This window comes from Pseudotabrizicola sediminis (assembly GCF_004745575.1).
Classification (GTDB): Bacteria; Pseudomonadota; Alphaproteobacteria; order Rhodobacterales; family Rhodobacteraceae; genus Pseudotabrizicola; species Pseudotabrizicola sediminis.
In genome coordinates, this window is the sequence record NZ_RPEM01000001.1 from 1 (window position 1) to 16,497 (window position 16,497).

The window sequence follows — 16,497 nt, forward strand, 5'->3', positions numbered from 1 at the left end:
GAATCACGCCGCAATCGCAAGATCAATGGGTCCTGACCCTAACCATTGGCCTCCATGGTGTTAATGTACCTGTATGTGTTGCGGAGCCTAAAAATGCGAATTTTACTCGTCGAGGATGATCCAACAACCTCGCGTAGCATAGAATTAATGCTAAGCCATGCCAATCTGAATGTTTATTGCACAGATCTGGGTGAAGATGGCATCGATCTGGCAAAACTTTATGATTACGATCTTATTTTGCTGGACTTGAACCTGCCCGATATGTCCGGACATGAAGTGTTAAGGCAATTGCGCTTGGCGCGAATCGAAACGCCGATTCTGATCCTTTCGGGTACGGATGACACGGATTCTAAGCTCAAAGGCTTCGGGTTCGGGGCGGATGATTACCTGACCAAACCCTTTCATCGCGAAGAACTGGTGGCGCGCATCCATGCGATCATCCGTCGGTCGAAAGGGCACAGCCAGTCGGTGATCGTGACCGGGAAGGTCAATGTGAACCTTGATGCCAAAACGGTCGAGGTGGACAGCAAGACGGTGCATCTGACCGGCAAGGAATACCAGATGCTGGAGCTGCTTTCATTGCGCAAGGGCACCACGCTGACCAAAGAGATGTTTCTGAACCATCTTTATGGCGGCATGGATGAGCCGGAGCTGAAGATCATCGACGTGTTCATCTGCAAGCTGCGCAAAAAGCTGGCAGAAGCGACGGGCGGGCACAATTACATCGAAACCGTATGGGGCCGGGGCTATGTCCTGCGCGACCCGGTGGGAGAACCGCGCAAGATGGCCGCCAGCGCCTGACCCTTGCAGCCCTTGCCCTTGCGGTGCCGCCCCCCTAAACCTTGGGGGCAAGCGGAGGGGACGATGGCCGAGACAGCCGTGGAGCAGTTGACCGAAGATCAGGCGCGCCGCGAACTGGCGCGGCTCGCGGGGGTTTTGGCGGGTGCAAATCGCGCCTATCACACGCTGGATGCGCCCGAGATATCGGATGCAGACTATGATGCGCTGAAGCAGCGCAATGCCGCGATCGAGTCGCGGTTTCCGGGCCTGAAACGGGGGGACAGCCCCAGCGATCAGGTCGGTGCGCCCGTGTCGGACGGCTTTGGCAAGGTGACGCATCAGGTACGGATGCTGAGCCTTGAAAATGCATTTGACGAGACGGACGTGGCGGATTTTGCCGATCGGGTGCGCAAATATCTGAACCATGCGGGCGGGCTGCCCTTTACCGCCGAGCCCAAGATCGACGGGCTGTCATTGTCCCTGCGGTATGAAGGTGGGGTGCTGGTGCAGGCGGCCACGCGCGGCGATGGTGAAGTTGGGGAAAATGTTACCGACAACGCCCGCACCATTGCCGATATTCCGCAGCACCTGACCGGCGCGCCCGATGTGCTGGAGGTGCGGGGCGAGGTCTACATGAGCCACGCCGATTTCGCCGCGCTGAACGCCCGGCAGGCGGCGGCGGGGGGCAAGACATTCGCCAACCCGCGCAATGCCGCCGCCGGATCGTTGCGCCAACTGGATGCGACAATCACGGCGGCGCGGCCTTTGCGGTTTTTTGCCTACAGCTGGGGCGCGCTATCCGAACCGCTTTCGATGACGCAATATGGTGCCATTGCACGGCTGGCAGCGCTTGGCTTTCAGACCAACCCGTTGACCCGGCTGTGCACTGGGCCCGAGGAGATGATCGCGCATTACCGCCAGATCGAAGTGCTGCGCGCAAGCCTAGGCTATGACATCGACGGCGTGGTCTACAAGGTCGATGATCTGGGCCTTCAGGCGCGGCTAGGGTTCCGCTCTGCCACTCCCCGCTGGGCGATTGCGCATAAATTCCCGGCGGAACTGGCCTGGACAGAGCTTTTGGGCATCGACATTCAGGTCGGCCGCACCGGGGCTCTGTCGCCGGTCGCGCGCCTGCGCCCCGTGACGGTCGGGGGTGTGGTGGTCAGTAATGCCACGCTGCACAATGAGGACTACATCGCCGGGCGCGATGCCAAGGGCAACACGATCCGCGGCGGCAAGGATTTCCGCATTGGTGACTGGGTACAGGTGTATCGCGCCGGAGATGTGATTCCGAAACTGGCCGATGTGGATCTGGCCCGTCGCAAGAACGATGCGCAACCCTATGGTTTCCCTCATGAATGCCCGGAATGCGGCAGCCCGGCTTTGCGCGAGGAAGGCGACGCGGTACGCCGCTGCTCGGGCGGGCTGATCTGCCCGGCGCAGGCGGTGGAGCGGCTGAAGCATTTCGTCAGCCGCCATGCCTTTGACATCGACGGTCTGGGCGCAAAACAGGTGGAGATGTTTTTCCGCGATGAAGGTCTGCCGGTGAAAGCGCCCGCCGATATCTTTACCCTTGCCGCAAGAGACGCCGCCAACGGGTTGAAACGGTTGAAAAATCGCGAAGGCTTTGGCGAAACCTCGGCGCGCAAGCTGTTCGCGGCGATTGAGGATAAACGCCGCATTCCGCTCGACCGGCTGATCTTTGCGCTTGGCATCAGGCATGTGGGTGAAGTCGCCGCGCAGATCCTGTCACGCCATTACAGCACATGGGAGGCGTTCGAGGCCGCCGTCACCCATGCAGTGCCGGGCACGGTGGCTTGGGAGGAACTGCTGTCGATTGACGGCGTGGGCCAGACTCTGGCGGAAAGCCTGACGGCAGCGTTCCAGAATGACGCTGAACGCGCCGCGATTGATGCGCTGGTGGCGCAGTTGCAGGTGCAGCCGGTGGTGTGGAAAGCGGCGAGCGACAGCCCGGTGGCGGGCAAAACCGTGGTGTTCACCGGCAGTCTGGAAAAGATGACGCGGGCCGAGGCCAAGGCGCGGGCAGAATCGCTGGGCGCGAAAGTTGCGGGCAGTGTGAGCGCCAAGACCGATATTCTGGTGGCGGGGCCGGGCGCGGGGTCAAAGCTGAAAGAAGCGTCAAAACATGGGGTTACGGTGCTGGACGAAGATGGCTGGCTTGCCCTGATTGAGGGCGCATGAGCCGGCCGGAGATCCTGTTTCCGCTGTTTGCGGATATGGAAACGCTGGAGGGTGTGGGGCCGAAAACCGCCCGCGCGATGGAGTCGCTGGGGGTGACCCGGCCAAAGGATCTGCTGTTCCTGCTGCCGCATTCCGGCATCGACCGCAGCCGCAGGCAAAGCGTGCGCGATGTGGTGCCGCCTTGCGTGCTGACGGTGGAGGTTGAGGTCGGCGCGCATTTCCCGCCACGCACCAAGGGCAAGCCCTACCGTGTGATGGTGCGCGACCCACAGCTGGAATGGGCGCTGGTGTTTTTCCACGCGCGGGGCGAGTATCTGCAAAAGCTGCTGCCCACCGGGCAGCGCCGCATCGTTTCAGGCCGGATCGAGCTGTTCGATGGCATCGCGCAAATGGTGCATCCCGATCATGTGCTGCGGGTCGAGGAGGCGGGGGATCTGCCCGCCTATGAGCCGGTCTATCCGCTGACCGCAGGCGTCACGCAGCGCGTGGTGGCAAAGGCGGCAGAGGGCGCGGTGACGCGCGCACCCGATCTGCCGGAATGGATCGACCCGGGGCTGAAAGCGCGCGAGAGCTGGCCCGACTGGCGCGCGGCCATTTCAGCGGTGCACCGGCCCGGGGGGGCGGCGGCGCTTGCGCCCACCGACCCGGCACGCGCCCGGCTGGCGTATGATGAGCTGTTCGCGCATCAACTGACTCTGTCTTTGGCGCGGGCGTCCTTGCGCAAGTCAAAAGGCGTGACCACGCGCGGCACCGGGCTGTTGCAGGCGCAGGTGCTGCGCAGTCTGCCCTATGCGCCGACAAGCGCGCAGACCCGTGCGGTGTCCGAGATTGCGGCGGATATGGCGGCCCCCTTGCGCATGAACCGGCTGTTGCAGGGCGATGTGGGGTCCGGCAAGACGCTGGTGGCGTTCATGGCCCTGCTGATCGCCGCCGAGTCGGGCGGGCAAGGGGTGATGATGGCCCCGACCGAAATTCTGGCCCGCCAGCATTACGAAGGGCTGGCCCCGCTGGCCGCGGCGGCGGGGGTGCGGCTGGAATTGCTGACGGGCCGCGACAAAGGCGCGGAGCGTGCGGCCAAGTTGCGGGATCTGGCCGGGGGGCAGATTGCCATGCTGGTCGGCACCCATGCGGTGTTTCAGAAGGATGTGGCCTTTAGCGATCTGCGGCTGGCGGTGGTGGATGAACAGCACCGCTTTGGCGTGGCGCAGCGGATGGAGCTTGGGGCCAAGGGCCGCGCGGTGGATGTGCTGGTGATGACGGCGACGCCGATCCCGCGCTCCCTGGCTTTGGCCAGCTATGGCGATATGGATGTCTCGGTACTGGACGAAAAGCCCGCCGGGCGAAAGCCGATCAAGACGGTGATGATTGCAGCTGCGCGGATGGATGAGGTGGTGGCGCATCTGGCCCGCGCGGTGGCCGAGGGGCGGCAGTGCTATTGGGTCTGCCCGCTGGTGGAAGACTCTGAAGTGCTGGACTACGCCAGCGCCGAGGCGCGCTTTGCCCATCTGCGGGCCGCGCTCCAAAGTCAGACGGGGGGCGAAGTGGTGGGCATGGTGCATGGCCAACTGCCTCCCGCCGAGAAGGATGCCGCCATGGCGCGGTTCCAGCGTGGCGAGACGCGGGTGCTGGTGGCGACCACGGTGATCGAGGTCGGGGTGAATGTGCCCAATGCCTCGATCATGGTAATCGAACGGGCCGAGATCTTCGGTCTGGCGCAGCTGCACCAGTTGCGCGGCCGGGTGGGGCGCGGGGCGGCGGAGTCGACCTGTCTGCTGCTGTATCAGGCCCCGCTGAGCGAGGCGGGAGAGCGGCGGCTGACCACGATCCGCGACACCGAAGACGGGTTCCGCATTGCCGAGGAAGATCTGGCGATGCGCGGCGCGGGCGATCTGATCGGCACCGCGCAATCGGGGCTGCCCCGGTTCCGGGTGGCCGATCTGGAGCGGCAGGCGGCGCTGATGGCGGTGGCCCAATCCGATGCGCGGGCGCTGCTGACGCTGGACCCGGGGCTTTCCAGCCCGCGCGGGCAGGCAGCGCGGGTGCTGCTGTGGCTGCTGGATCAGGACCGGGCGATCCGGCTGATCTCGGTCGGCTGATCCGAAACGCATTTTGTTCACATATGTTCTTAAAAAGTTCTTTACAGGATAACGTTGGCATGAGAACAATATGGCAACACGCATACAGGAGGATGCCATGGTTGCCCAAGTCAAGGAAATCGTCACCCGGTCCCGCGCCACGTTGATCGAAGATCTGTTGGGCGTGTTTGCCCTGTTTGCGTCGCTGTATCTTTGCCTGTCGCTCACGTCTCTCTGACACTGCCTGCGGTCTGATACCCGCGCGCCCGCATCTGTCCCCAAGTGATGCCATTGCGCGCAACAGATACGCCACTTGCCGCCGCCGTCTCTCCGACGTGCGGCGGTTTTTTTATGCCGGAACGGTCACGCGGGGCAGGGGTTAGCCTAGCTGCGCAGCCGCCTCGGCCATCGCAGCGGCCTCTGCCGCGGCCTCGATGGCCAGCAATATCGACGCATGGCGGTTCTTGTAATCGCAGGCCGGGGTCAGCACGACAAACCCGTCAAACGGCGCGGCGGGCACCGGGCCTGTGCCCTGCAGCATGGCGCGCAGGGCATCGCGGCCCGTGGCCAGCTCCGCAGCACTGCGCCCGATCACCACTTGTCCCAGCAGGCTGGCGGCGGCTTGCCCCAGCGCGCAGGCCTTGACGTCCTGACCAAAACCGCTGACCCGGCCATGCTGCATCACCAGATCCACCGTCACGGTCGACCCGCACAGGGGCGAGCGTTTGCGCACTGTCGCTTGCGCCTCTGGCAAGCGGCCATGGTGTGGAATGTCGGCGGCCAGTTCCAGAATCCGCCCGGAGTAGAGTTTGATCAGGTCACTGTCGCTCATCGCGCTTTTCCTTTTGTCGATCCTTAGATAGACCGATCCTCCGCAGCCGCCAAGGAGAACGCGCATGGCTTTTGATCCTGCCAGCCTGAAATATGATGCACGCGGGCTGATCCCCTGCATCGCGCAGGACCATGACAGCAATGAAGTGCTGATGATGGCCTGGATGAATGCGGCTGCGGTTGCGCAGACGCTGGCCACGGGCCGGGTGACCTATTGGTCGCGGTCGCGGGAGGCGTTCTGGGTCAAGGGGGAAAGCTCTGGCCATGTGCAGCATCTGGTGGAACTGCGGGTGGATTGCGACCGCGATTGCCTGTTGGTGCGGGTGCATCAGCACGGGCCCGCCTGCCACACCAACCGCCGGTCATGCTTTTATACCGTGGTCCGTGACGGGGCCGAGGTGATTGTCATGGAACCTATGGCTGGAGGTGATAGTTGACCATAAGCAACCCCTTTTCCCGGCGCTGCCCTTGACCTTCGGGCCGGAAAAGCTCCTATTTGCGCCAGTCCGTTACAACCGACAAAGGAACATCCCATGGCTTTCACGCTTCCCGATCTGCCCTATGCCCATGATGCGCTTGCCGCTCTTGGCATGTCGAAAGAGACGCTGGAATATCACCACGACATTCACCACAAGGCCTATGTCGACAACGGCAACAAGCTGATTGCCGGCACCGAATGGGAAAACAAGTCGGTCGAAGAGATTGTCGTCGGCACCTACAACAAGACCGCCGTTGCGCAGAATGGTATTTTCAACAACGCCAGCCAGCACTGGAACCATGCCCTGTTCTGGGAAATCATGGGCCCGGGTCAGGTCGCCATGCCGGGCGCGTTGGAAACCGCGCTGACCGAGTCCTTCGGGTCGGTTGACAAATTCAAGGAAGAGTTTTCCGCCGCCGGTGCGGGACAGTTCGGGTCTGGCTGGGCCTGGCTGGTGAAGGATGCGGATGGCGCGCTGAAGGTCACCAAGACCGAAAACGGCGTCAACCCGCTGTGCTTTGGTCAGACCGCGCTGTTGGGCTGCGATGTGTGGGAACATTCCTACTACATCGACTTCCGCAACAAGCGCCCGGCCTACCTGACCAACTTCCTTGACAAGTTGGTGAACTGGGAAGCAGTCGCCGCCCGCATGTAAGGCCAAGACCTTGATCTGACCGGAAAACCCGCGCAAGCCCCGCTTGCGCGGGTTTTTGCTGGGGACAGAGTGTCACACTTCCGTCGCAGTATTCAGTTCCCATCTGACAGGGGAAAATAAAAAAAACGACAGGAGGGTGCGATGCGGACACAAGAGGCCGGGCGGGGGTGCTGGATTGTGGTGGTCGATGGGGCCGGGGCGATGATTCTGGAAAACGCCGGCAGCGTGGCCGCACCCGATCTGCGGGTGATCGACCGGATCGAGACGCCGGGGCTGGATCAGGGCGCGGACCGCATACCTGCCGGTCCCCAGCGTCCCGAGACAAGCGACCGGGCGCTGCTGGCCGAAACGGCCATGGTGGCCATGCTGATGACGCGGCTGACCTTTGCGGTGCGCCAGTCGCGCACCACGCGGCTGGCAATTGCCGCCCCGCCGCATCTGCTGGAAGCGATCCGCACCCGGCTGGATGACAGGTTGCGCAGCCGGGTGGTGATCATGCTGCCCCGCACGCTGACGCAGCATCCGCTCGACAAGATCGTCAGTGTGATGGCCGAAGCGATGGATCGGGCGGCCTGATCATAAGATTTCTCAGCTTTGCCGCGTAATGTTATGTAAATTCACGTAAATTCGGCATCCAGCCGGGCCAGCAGGCCCGGCACATCGGGAACGGCGGTAAAGGCGTGGCGCAGATGCGCCTCGGCAAAGCCCTGATCGATGACGTGATCGACAAGCTGGATCAAGGGCTGCCAGTAACCGCCCGTATCCAGCAGGAAAATCGGCTTGGTGTGCAGCCCGATCTGTCGCCAGGTCAACACTTCGAAAAACTCGTCCAGACTGCCCGCGCCGCCGGGCAGCACCACGATGGCATCCGAGTTCATGAACATGACCTTCTTGCGCTCATGCATGTCTTCGGTGATGACCAGCTGGCCCAGATCGCGCTTGCCCTGTTCCTTGCCCATCAGATGCGTCGGGATCACCCCCATGGTCCGGGCCCCGGCGGTCAGGGCGGCGCGCGCCACTTCGCCCATCAGCCCGACATCGCCCGCGCCGTAAACCAGCCGCCAGCCGTGATCTGCAATGCCCTGACCCAGCGCGCGCGCGGCAGTCGCATAGTCGGGCGACAGCCCGGGGCGTGATCCGCAGAAGACACAGACAGAACGAAGCGATGTCATGACGGCCCTTTCATGGAATTTTCGTTGCAAGCCCAGTGTTATCGGGGTTCCTATGCAAAGGAAAGCAGGGGCCGGCAACAGGCCCCGCTGACCGGGCCCCTTTTGGGGTCGGAACGCGACGGGGAAATGACATGGCGGTCTGGACGGGGAAAGGTGGCGCGGCGCGCGTTGCGGGGGGTGTGGCGGGGCTTGGCGTCGTGGCGGTGGCGGCCGCTCTGCTGTGGCCCGTGCAGGACGTGACCCAAGACCCAGCACCCGCTGTCGCCGCCGTGCCGGAGGCGGGGGGAACCGTGGCCCCTGTGCAGACCACGGCGGCTGCGCCTGCGGCCCCTGCGACGGCACCCGAGGCGCGGGCTGTGCCGATGGTGGAGCCGGAGGTGCAGGCGGTGCCAGAGGCCCCCGCCGCGCCTGAAGCACCGGCAGAAGTGGGCGCCGCCGTTCCGGCTGACCCTGCCGTGGACAGGCCCGATCCGGTCTTGCCGCGCTTTGACGGGTACCGGATCGAAGCCGATGGCTTTGCCGTCGTGTCGGGCCGGGCGGCGGCGAGGGCGATGGTGTCTGTGCTGGTGGATGGCCAGGCGGTGGCCGAGGTTCAGGCGGGCGCCGATGGCAGCTTTGCCGCACTGTTCACCTTGCTGCCCAATGCACAGCCCAGCCTGATGACGCTGGAGGCGGTGACGCCGGGCGGTGCCGCGGCCGGTTCGGAACAATCGGTGGCGCTTGGCCCGATTGCCGGGCCGCAGGATCAGGCCATGGCCCCCGCGATGACCCCTGCGCCAGAGGCGACGCAAGGGCTGGCTCTGTCGCGCGCGGTGGTGCCGCCCGGGCCGGAGCAGGTGGCGACGGGCCTTGCTTCCGGCGATGGACCGACCCTTGCGGCCCCATCGGCAGACGCTGCACCGCCCCCCGCGCCGCCGCCGGTGGCTTTGCTGGTGACCCAAGGTGGGGCGACTGTGGTGCAGAGCCCGGTGGTGCAAGATGCTGCGCCGGGTGCGGCTCCAACCGCGGCAGACGGGGTGCCGGTGCTGCTGGAGGCGATTTCCTATGCACCGGCGGGCGAGGTACAACTGTCGGGCCGGGGCCAGCCCGGCCAGACGGTACGGATCTATCTGAACACAGCGCTGGTGGCAGAGGCGGCCATATCGGCGACCGGGTTGTGGCAGGTGACGCTGGGCGATACCGCGCCGCAGCTCTACACGCTGCGGGTCGATCAGGTGGACGGTGCGGGCAAAGTCTCGGCCCGGTTCGAGACGCCGTTCAAGCGCGAAACGCCCGAGGGTCTGGCGGCGCTGTCGGCTGGGGCCACGGTGCCGGGCGATGCCGGGAGGCTGGTCGAGCCGGTTCCGGGCGCAGAGCCAGCGACGGACGCGCCACCTGCGGCCCCGTCTTTGACCGAACCGGCGGCGATGAGTCCGCCCACCGCAGCAGAGACCGCAGAGCCAGGCGGAACCTTTGCAGGCACCCCCGCCCCGCAAGCCCCCGATGGCACTGCCGCCCCCGCGCCTGTGACGGCAGATGCTGCGGCCAGCGCGGCGGAGCCGCCGCCGCCGGTCAGCGTCACCGTGCAGCCGGGGTTTACCCTGTGGGGCATCGCGCAGCAGAATTTCGGCGAGGGCATCCTGTATGTGCAGGTCTATGAGGCCAACCGCGACAAGATCGGCGACCCCGATCTGATTTACCCCGGCCAGGTCTTTACAATTCCCGCCAAACCCTGAACCGGGTCTGGCCATTCCCGCCCGTTCCCCCTAGATATCAGGGCCGAAAAGAGGCCCCCGATGATTGAACCGACCCCGAAAGACGCCCCGGCCAGTGGCCTGCAGACCATTGCGCGTGTGATCCCCTATCTGTGGCCTCCGGGTCAGAACTGGGTCAAGCGGCGGGTGGTGGCGTCGCTTTTGCTGCTGGTGATGGCCAAGGTCATCTCGGTCTCCACCCCGGCGATCTACAAGCAGGCGGTGGATGCGCTGGCGGGCGATGCGCCGGATACGGCCACCTTGCTGGGGCTGGCGGCGGTGGGGCTGACAGTGGCCTACGGCATGGCCCGGCTGCTGACGGTGGCGTTCAACGAGGCGCGCGACGCGGTGTTTGTGCGGGTGGGCCAGCGGGCGCTGCGCCAATTGGCGCTGGAGACGTTTACCCATATTCACCGCCTTTCCTTGCGCTATCACATCACCCGCAAGACCGGGGGTCTGAGCCGGATCATCGAGCGGGGGGTGAAGGGCGTCGACTTTCTGCTGCGCTTCATGCTGTTGTCGATCGGGCCGCTGATCCTTGAGCTGAGCATGGTGGCCATCATCTTTGCGGTGGTGTTCGGCTGGCAATATGCGGCGGTGGTGGTGGTGGTGATCAGCATCTACATCACCTTTACCCTGAAGGTCACCGAATGGCGGGTCGCGATCCGGCGCGAGATGAACGCGCAGGACACCGATGCGAACCAGAAGGCGATCGACAGCCTGCTGAACTATGAAACGGTGAAGTATTTCAACGCCGAAGGGCTAGAGGCGCAGCGCTATGACATGGCCATGCAGCGCTATGAGGTGGCGGCGGTCAAGACCGGGCTTTCGCTGGCCTTCCTGAACCTTGGGCAGGCGTTCTTCATCACCTCGGGTCTGGTGATCGTGATGGTGATGGCGGCGCGCGGGGTGCAGCAGGGGGTGCTGACGGTGGGCGATTTCGTCATGGTCAACGCCTATATGATCCAGATCACCATGCCGCTGAACTTCCTTGGCACGGTGTACCGCGAGATCCGGCAGGCGCTGGTCGATATGGGCGAGATGTTCGGCCTGTTGGGCCAGCCTGCCGAGGTGGTGGACAAGCCCGGTGCGCCGGATCTGGCGGTCACCAAGGGTGAGGTCACTTTTGACGATGTGCGCTTTGATTACGACCCGACCCGGCCGATCCTGAAAGGCGTCAGCTTTACCGTGGCACCGGGCCAGCGGATTGCGCTGGTCGGGCCATCGGGGTCGGGCAAGTCGACCATCGGGCGGTTGTTGTTCCGGTTCTATGATGTGACCAACGGCGCAATCCGCATCGACGGGCAGGATCTGCGCGATGTGACGCAGACCAGCATCCACGGCCAGATCGGCGTGGTGCCGCAGGATACGGTGCTGTTCAACGACACGGTCTATTACAACATCGCATATGGCCGCGCCGGGGCCACGCGGGATGAAGTGGAGGCGGCGGCACGGGCTGCGCGCATCCACGACTTCATCGTGTCTTTGCCCGAAGGGTACGAGACCACGGTGGGCGAACGCGGTCTGAAGCTGTCGGGCGGCGAGAAACAGCGCGTGGGCATTGCGCGGACCTTGCTGAAAAACCCGCCGATCCTGATTCTGGATGAGGCGACCAGTGCCTTGGACACCCAAACCGAGCGCGACATTCAGGACAGTCTGCTGCTGATGGGGCAGGGCCGTTCGGTGATCACCATCGCGCACCGGCTGTCCACCATTGCCGATGCCGACCGGATCATCGTGCTGGAAGCGGGCGAGATTGTGGAACAGGGCACGCATGAGGTGCTGCTGGCCAACGGCGGGCGCTATTCCGCGATGTGGGCGCGGCAATCGGCGGAAGAGGAAGAGGCGGCGTAAGCGCCCCCGCTATTCCGCCGCGCTGCGGATCGGGTAGGGGGCAGGTGGCGGCGCGTCCTCCCACAGGATCAGCGGGCCTTGCACCGCGCGGGCGGCGCGGGTCAGCGCCAGATCGCGCGCCTCAACGCTGCCCTTGCCATGGGCGAGGGCCGACAGCTGCGCCCAGCCCCGATACGCGCCGGCCCAGAACCAGACCCGCAGCGCCAGCAGCGATGGCGTCAGCACCAGTGTCAGCACGGTGGCGATGCCAAGGCCGAACACCACGGCGGTGGCCAACTGCGTCCACCACAGCGCCGAAGGGCTGTTGAGCGTATAGCCGCCGCCGAAGAAATCGACCGACAGGCCGAACATCATCGGGGCAAGCCCCGCCATGGTGGTGATGGTGGTCAAGAGCACCGGGCGCAGCCGCTGTTCGGCGGTGCGGGTGATCGCCTCCAGCTTTGGCATATAGCGGCTGAATTCCTGATAGGTGTCGATCAGGATGATGTTGTTGTTCACCACGATGCCCGCCAGCGCCACGATGCCGGTGCCGGTCATGATGATGCTGAAGGTCTGCCCCATCACCATCATGCCGATCAGAACCCCGGTGGTGGACAGGATCACGGCCAAAAGCACCAGCACGGAATTGTAGACCGAGTTGAACTGCGCCAGCAGGATGATGAACATCAGCCCCAGCGCACCCGCAAAGGCTTGCATCAGAAACGCCCCGGCCTCGGCCTGATCTTCCTGATCGCCTGTCCAGACCCAGGCGACGCCTTCGGGCAGATCGGCGGTCTGCAGCCATGCGGTCAGGGTCTCGATCCGTTCGGTGGCATTGATCGGCGCGCCATCGGGCCGCGTCAGGCCGGGGGCGACATCGGCGCGGATATCATAGACGCGGGATTCGTTGACCCGGTCAATCCGGCCCAGCTTTGCCACCGGCTTGCGGGTGATGAAATTGGCCAAGGGCACCAGCCCGTCGGCGGTGCGCACCTTCAGCGAATCGAGGGTGGACAGCACGCGGTCCGCCTCTGGCAGGCGGACGCGGATCTCGATCTCTTCATCGGACGAGTCCACCCGCATGGTATCGAGCATCACGCCGCGCGTCACCAGTTGCACCATGCCGCCCACGGTGGCGACGTCGGCGCCAAAACGCCCGGCGCGGGCAACATCGACGGTGATTTCCCAGTCGATGCCGGGCAGGGGGCGGGTGTCCTCGATGCCGATCAGGCCGTCCATCGTCGCCATCTGCGCGCGAATGGTTTCCACGGCCCTGTCAAGGGCGGCAAAATCATCGCCCGACAGGCGCAGATGCAGCGGCTTACCCGAGGCGGGGCCGGACGCCCCCGCCAGCACCTCGATGCGGATGCCGGGAAGAGTGTTCAGCCGCTCGGTCAGGCCCGCGATGATGCGCTCGCCCCCCAAGGCGGGGTCAGCACTGCGCTTTTCCCAGGGTGCCAGCTCCAGCTGGATCTGGCCCACACTGTCCAAGGGGGATTGTGCGCCGCCAGTATTGGCGTTCAGCCCGCCAGCCCCCGCGAAGGAAAAGGTCGACTGCACCCCCGGCGTGCCGACGACCAGCGCCTCGGCCTGCTGCAACAGCGCGTCCTTTTCGGTCAGCGACAGGTTGCCACGCGCCTGCACATAGACGATGGCCTGTTCCGGTTCGGTCGCCACAAAGAACTCCACCCCTTTGCCATGCTGGGCATAAAGGCCGAAGATCAGCGCGACAAAGCCGATCACGGCGGCGATGGACACCAGCGGCATGATCGGGTTGCCGGTCAGAAAGCGGATCACCCGGCCAAAGGGGCTGCGGCGATACCCTGCCACCACGGGCGCGCGGCGCACTGGCTTTGCCGCCTCCAGCGTGATCGAGGCGGCAAAGCCGCCCAGCATCGCAAGTGCTGCCCCGGGCAACAAACCGGCCACGCCGGTGCCGCGCGGGGCCAGCAGTATTGCAACCCCGGCAAACAGGATCGCAAGCGAGACACCGACCAGCAGAATGCGCAGCCACAACGGACGCGGGCGCAAGAGCGCGGCAATCGCTTCCAGCTGCCGCGTCACCCGGCCTGCGACCCCGCCCATCACCGGCACATAAACCAGCGCCACCAGCAAGGACGCTGACAGCACAAAGATGAGCGTGACTGGCAGCATCCCCATGAATTCCCCCGCCACCCCGGGCCAGAACAGCATGGGCAGGAAGGCACAGAGCGTGGTGGCGGTGGAACTGACGATGGGCCAGAACATCCGCTTGGCGGCTTCGGTATAGGCGGCCATCGGGCCCGAGCCTTCCTGAATGCGCTTGTCGGCATATTCGACCACCACGATGCCGCCATCGACCAGCATGCCGACGGCCAGAATCAGGCCGAACATCACGATGTTCGACACCGAAATCCCCAGCACGGCAAAGAAGGCGAAGGTCAAAAGGAAGGTCGTCGGAATCGAAAACCCGACCAGCAGCGCCGAGCGGGTGCCAAGGGCAGCCAGCACCACCACCATCACCAGCGCAATCGCGGTCAGCACCGCGCCTTCCAACTGGCGCACCATGCCTTCGACATTGGTGGACTGATCCAGCGAGGCTGCGACCGAGACGGACCGGCGCAGGTCATCTGGCCAAAGCGCCACCTCTGCCGCCACCACATCCTGCACCAGACGCGAGGTATCGATCAGGTTGAAGCCCTTGCGCTTGACCACCTGAATGGCCACGGTCGACTCGCCATTGTATCGCGCGGTGCCGGTGGGGTCTTCGAAGGTCAGGTTGATCTGCGCAAGATCCCCCAGCGTAATGGTGCGGTCGCCATTGACCTTGACCGGCAGGCCATACACCTGCGCAGGCGTGTTGAAGCTGGACGGGATCTTGACCGCGAATGCCCCGCTGGCCGTTTCCACCTCACCCGCCGCGATCAGCTGGTTGTTGCGGGTGACGACCGTGATCAGCTCGGCGGCGGTGATGTTATATGCTTCCAGCTTCAGCGGATCGATCAGCACCTCCAGCATCTCATCCCGGTGACCGGCGAGTTCGGCCTTGAGCACGGGTTCCAGCGCGGCGATCTTCGATTGCAGGTCTTTGGCGGCCCGCAGAAGCGTGCGTTCAGGCACGTCGCCGGATAGGGCGATCACCAGAATGGGGAATTCGCTGAAATTGATCTCGTTGATCGAATAGGTGTCGGCCCCGGCTGGAAACTTCGCCTCGGCTGTGTTCATCCGGTCGCGCACATCGGCGATGGTCTGCGACTTGTCCCAGCCGAATTCAAATTCCAGCGCGACACCGCCGTAACCTTCGGCAGCGGTGCCGGAAATGGTTTTCAGCCCGTCAAGGCCTGACAGCTCCTGCTCCATCACCTTGACGAGCAGGGTTTCCGAGTCGGCGGCGGAAATGCCGGGGAAGGGGACCGATACGAACAGCGCGGGAATGTCGATATCCGGCTCGCCCTCTTTGGGCAGGTTGACATAGGCCAGCACCCCGGCGGCGACTGACAGCAGGATAAAGGCCACCACCATGCGGGCGCGGGCGGCGGCCCAGTCGATCAGCCCGGTCATGGTGCGGCCTGTTGCAGGGTGACAGTGATGGCTGTGCCGTCGGTCACATAATCTTGCCCCACCGTGATCACCGTGGCCTGATCGGGCAGGCCGGTGACCAGCATGCCATCCACGGTATCGCGCAGCACGGTGACGGGGGCAAAGCTGGCGCGGTCGTCAACCGCCAGCTGCACCCCCAGCACGCCCGCATTGTCCAGCGTCAGGCTGGAGGCGGGCAGCAGATGCGCCATGACGCCATCGGCAGCGATCAGCATTTCCGCGGTCTGGCCATCGCGGATGGACAGGTCGGTGTTGGGCACCGTCACCTCGACCCGGAAGGTGCGGGTGGCCGGATCAGCAACGCGCGACAGAAAGGTGACGCGGCCCTGCACCTCGCGCCCCGAAATCAGCCGCGCGCCCGCAATGGCCCCGACAGAAATCCGGTCCACCTCGGTTTCGGGGACGAACCCGACCAGCTTGATCGGGTCCAGCTGGATCACGGTGCCGCAAGCCCCGCCGGGTTGCAGCAGGCTGCCCAGCTCGGCGGTGTCGGTTTCCAGCAGCCCCTCGAACGGGGCGGTGACGGTCAGGCGGGAAATGTCGATGCGGATGGCATCGAGCGCCGACTGCGCGCCCTGCACCCCGGCGCGGGCCGATTCCAAAGCAGCTTCGGCTCCGATGCGTCGGGTTTCCGTGGCAAAGCCGCCCTCATTCAACCGGTTGGCAGCTTCGGCGTTCACCTCGGCCTCGCGCAGGCGGGCCTGCGCCTCGGTCACCCGGGCTTCGGCCTCGGCGGCTTGTTGCAGTCTTGTGCCGGGGTCCAGCGCGCACAGGGTCTGGCCGGTGGTGACAAAGGCGCCGCGCCGCAGCGGGTCTGACCGCACCAGCCCGCCGGTTTCGGCCCGCACCTCGACCTGACGCGCGGCTTCGGTCCGGCCCCGGGCGACCACGGCGTTCTGCACCATCGTCGCGGCAGAAACCGTGGCGACCACGGACATTGCGGCATCGGTCGGGGTGGGCGCCGATGTGTCGGCATCTGCGGGGCCGGGTTCGGCGGCGGTGGTGGCCATCAGACGGTCCCGCTCGAAGACGGCCACATAAAGCGTGGCCGCCACGGCCAGAGCGGTCAAGGGGGGCAGGATACGCATGATCACCTTTGCAAGCCGCTTTCGCAGGCGTTAATCTAGGCATTGCAGGCCCCTCGGGCAAGCCGCATCCA

Annotated in this window: 13 protein-coding genes; 9 read left to right on the forward strand and 4 right to left on the reverse strand. The window is 64.8% G+C overall.

The annotated features are described in order from the left end of the window. The first annotated feature begins 93 nt into the window (after positions 1 to 93). From ctrA to EEB11_RS19400, 4 genes are all read left to right on the forward strand, one after another. A complete protein-coding gene (gene ctrA, locus EEB11_RS00005; RefSeq protein ID WP_135428837.1) occupies positions 94 to 801 on the forward strand; it encodes a response regulator transcription factor CtrA in 708 nt (235 codons plus the stop codon). 63 nt (positions 802 to 864) lie between these two features. Further along, positions 865 to 2,982, forward strand: a complete 2,118-nt coding sequence (ligA, locus tag EEB11_RS00010; protein ID WP_135428201.1) for an NAD-dependent DNA ligase LigA — start codon at positions 865 to 867, stop codon at positions 2,980 to 2,982. Then, complete coding sequence (gene recG / locus EEB11_RS00015; protein ID WP_135428203.1) at positions 2,979 to 5,078, forward strand: ATP-dependent DNA helicase RecG; 2,100 nt, start codon at positions 2,979 to 2,981, stop codon at positions 5,076 to 5,078. The genes ligA and recG overlap by 4 nt, the downstream gene beginning before the upstream one ends. A gap of 70 nt (positions 5,079 to 5,148) precedes the next feature. Then, entirely contained in the window at positions 5,149 to 5,295 is a 147-nt protein-coding gene (locus tag EEB11_RS19400; protein ID WP_167852611.1) for a hypothetical protein, read from the forward strand. 141 nt (positions 5,296 to 5,436) lie between these two features. Here the strand turns inward: EEB11_RS19400 and EEB11_RS00020 are convergent, their stop codons facing one another. Further along, positions 5,437 to 5,889: an iron-sulfur cluster assembly scaffold protein gene (locus EEB11_RS00020; RefSeq protein ID WP_135428205.1), complete on the reverse strand. Its 453-nt coding sequence runs from the start codon at positions 5,887 to 5,889 to the stop codon at positions 5,437 to 5,439. Between the two features lie 64 nt (positions 5,890 to 5,953). Here EEB11_RS00020 and hisI point away from each other — a divergent pair, with 64 nt between their 5' ends. The 3 genes from hisI to EEB11_RS00035 all read left to right on the forward strand — a co-directional run bounded on the left by hisI (position 5,954) and on the right by EEB11_RS00035 (position 7,597). Beyond that, positions 5,954 to 6,325, forward strand: coding sequence for a phosphoribosyl-AMP cyclohydrolase (gene hisI, locus EEB11_RS00025; RefSeq protein WP_135428207.1), 372 nt, complete (start codon positions 5,954 to 5,956; stop codon positions 6,323 to 6,325). 96 nt (positions 6,326 to 6,421) lie between these two features. Then, entirely contained in the window at positions 6,422 to 7,021 is a 600-nt protein-coding gene (locus tag EEB11_RS00030; RefSeq protein WP_135428209.1) for a superoxide dismutase, read from the forward strand. Positions 7,022 to 7,162: 141 nt separating this feature from the next. Then, positions 7,163 to 7,597 carry a baeRF12 domain-containing protein gene (locus tag EEB11_RS00035; protein ID WP_135428211.1) on the forward strand — a complete coding sequence of 145 codons (435 nt, stop codon included), beginning with the start codon at positions 7,163 to 7,165 and terminating at the stop codon, positions 7,595 to 7,597. Between the two features lie 41 nt (positions 7,598 to 7,638). Here the strand turns inward: EEB11_RS00035 and EEB11_RS00040 are convergent, their stop codons facing one another. Further along, complete coding sequence (locus EEB11_RS00040; RefSeq protein WP_135428212.1) at positions 7,639 to 8,193, reverse strand: LOG family protein; 555 nt, start codon at positions 8,191 to 8,193, stop codon at positions 7,639 to 7,641. A 131-nt stretch (positions 8,194 to 8,324) separates the two neighbouring features. Here EEB11_RS00040 and EEB11_RS19730 point away from each other — a divergent pair, with 131 nt between their 5' ends. Continuing rightward, positions 8,325 to 9,908 (forward strand): LysM peptidoglycan-binding domain-containing protein, encoded by a 1,584-nt coding sequence (locus EEB11_RS19730; protein WP_280950231.1) that lies wholly within the window; start codon positions 8,325 to 8,327, stop codon positions 9,906 to 9,908. A 60-nt stretch (positions 9,909 to 9,968) separates the two neighbouring features. Then, positions 9,969 to 11,780 carry an ABCB family ABC transporter ATP-binding protein/permease gene (locus EEB11_RS00050; protein WP_135428214.1) on the forward strand — a complete coding sequence of 604 codons (1,812 nt, stop codon included), beginning with the start codon at positions 9,969 to 9,971 and terminating at the stop codon, positions 11,778 to 11,780. 9 nt (positions 11,781 to 11,789) lie between these two features. Here the strand turns inward: EEB11_RS00050 and EEB11_RS00055 are convergent, their stop codons facing one another. After that, complete coding sequence (locus EEB11_RS00055) at positions 11,790 to 15,299, reverse strand: efflux RND transporter permease subunit (RefSeq protein ID WP_135428216.1); 3,510 nt, start codon at positions 15,297 to 15,299, stop codon at positions 11,790 to 11,792. After that, entirely contained in the window at positions 15,296 to 16,426 is a 1,131-nt protein-coding gene (locus EEB11_RS00060; RefSeq protein WP_135428218.1) for an efflux RND transporter periplasmic adaptor subunit, read from the reverse strand. Before EEB11_RS00060 ends, EEB11_RS00055 begins: the two co-directional genes overlap by 4 nt. Positions 16,427 to 16,497: the final 71 nt, after the last annotated feature.

Coding starts and splice junctions, on each gene's coding strand:
- EEB11_RS19730 (WP_280950231.1), top strand. CDS start 8,325: ATGGCGGTCTGGACGGGGAAAGGTGGCGCGGCGCGCGTTGCGGGGGGT.
- ligA (WP_135428201.1), top strand. CDS start 865: ATGGCCGAGACAGCCGTGGAGCAGTTGACCGAAGATCAGGCGCGCCGC.
- EEB11_RS19400 (WP_167852611.1), top strand. CDS start 5,149: ATGGCAACACGCATACAGGAGGATGCCATGGTTGCCCAAGTCAAGGAA.
- recG (WP_135428203.1), top strand. CDS start 2,979: ATGAGCCGGCCGGAGATCCTGTTTCCGCTGTTTGCGGATATGGAAACG.
- EEB11_RS00020 (WP_135428205.1), bottom strand. CDS start 5,889: ATGAGCGACAGTGACCTGATCAAACTCTACTCCGGGCGGATTCTGGAA.
- EEB11_RS00050 (WP_135428214.1), top strand. CDS start 9,969: ATGATTGAACCGACCCCGAAAGACGCCCCGGCCAGTGGCCTGCAGACC.
- EEB11_RS00040 (WP_135428212.1), bottom strand. CDS start 8,193: ATGACATCGCTTCGTTCTGTCTGTGTCTTCTGCGGATCACGCCCCGGG.
- ctrA (WP_135428837.1), top strand. CDS start 94: ATGCGAATTTTACTCGTCGAGGATGATCCAACAACCTCGCGTAGCATA.
- EEB11_RS00060 (WP_135428218.1), bottom strand. CDS start 16,426: ATGCGTATCCTGCCCCCCTTGACCGCTCTGGCCGTGGCGGCCACGCTT.
- EEB11_RS00030 (WP_135428209.1), top strand. CDS start 6,422: ATGGCTTTCACGCTTCCCGATCTGCCCTATGCCCATGATGCGCTTGCC.
- EEB11_RS00035 (WP_135428211.1), top strand. CDS start 7,163: ATGCGGACACAAGAGGCCGGGCGGGGGTGCTGGATTGTGGTGGTCGAT.
- EEB11_RS00055 (WP_135428216.1), bottom strand. CDS start 15,299: ATGACCGGGCTGATCGACTGGGCCGCCGCCCGCGCCCGCATGGTGGTG.
- hisI (WP_135428207.1), top strand. CDS start 5,954: ATGGCTTTTGATCCTGCCAGCCTGAAATATGATGCACGCGGGCTGATC.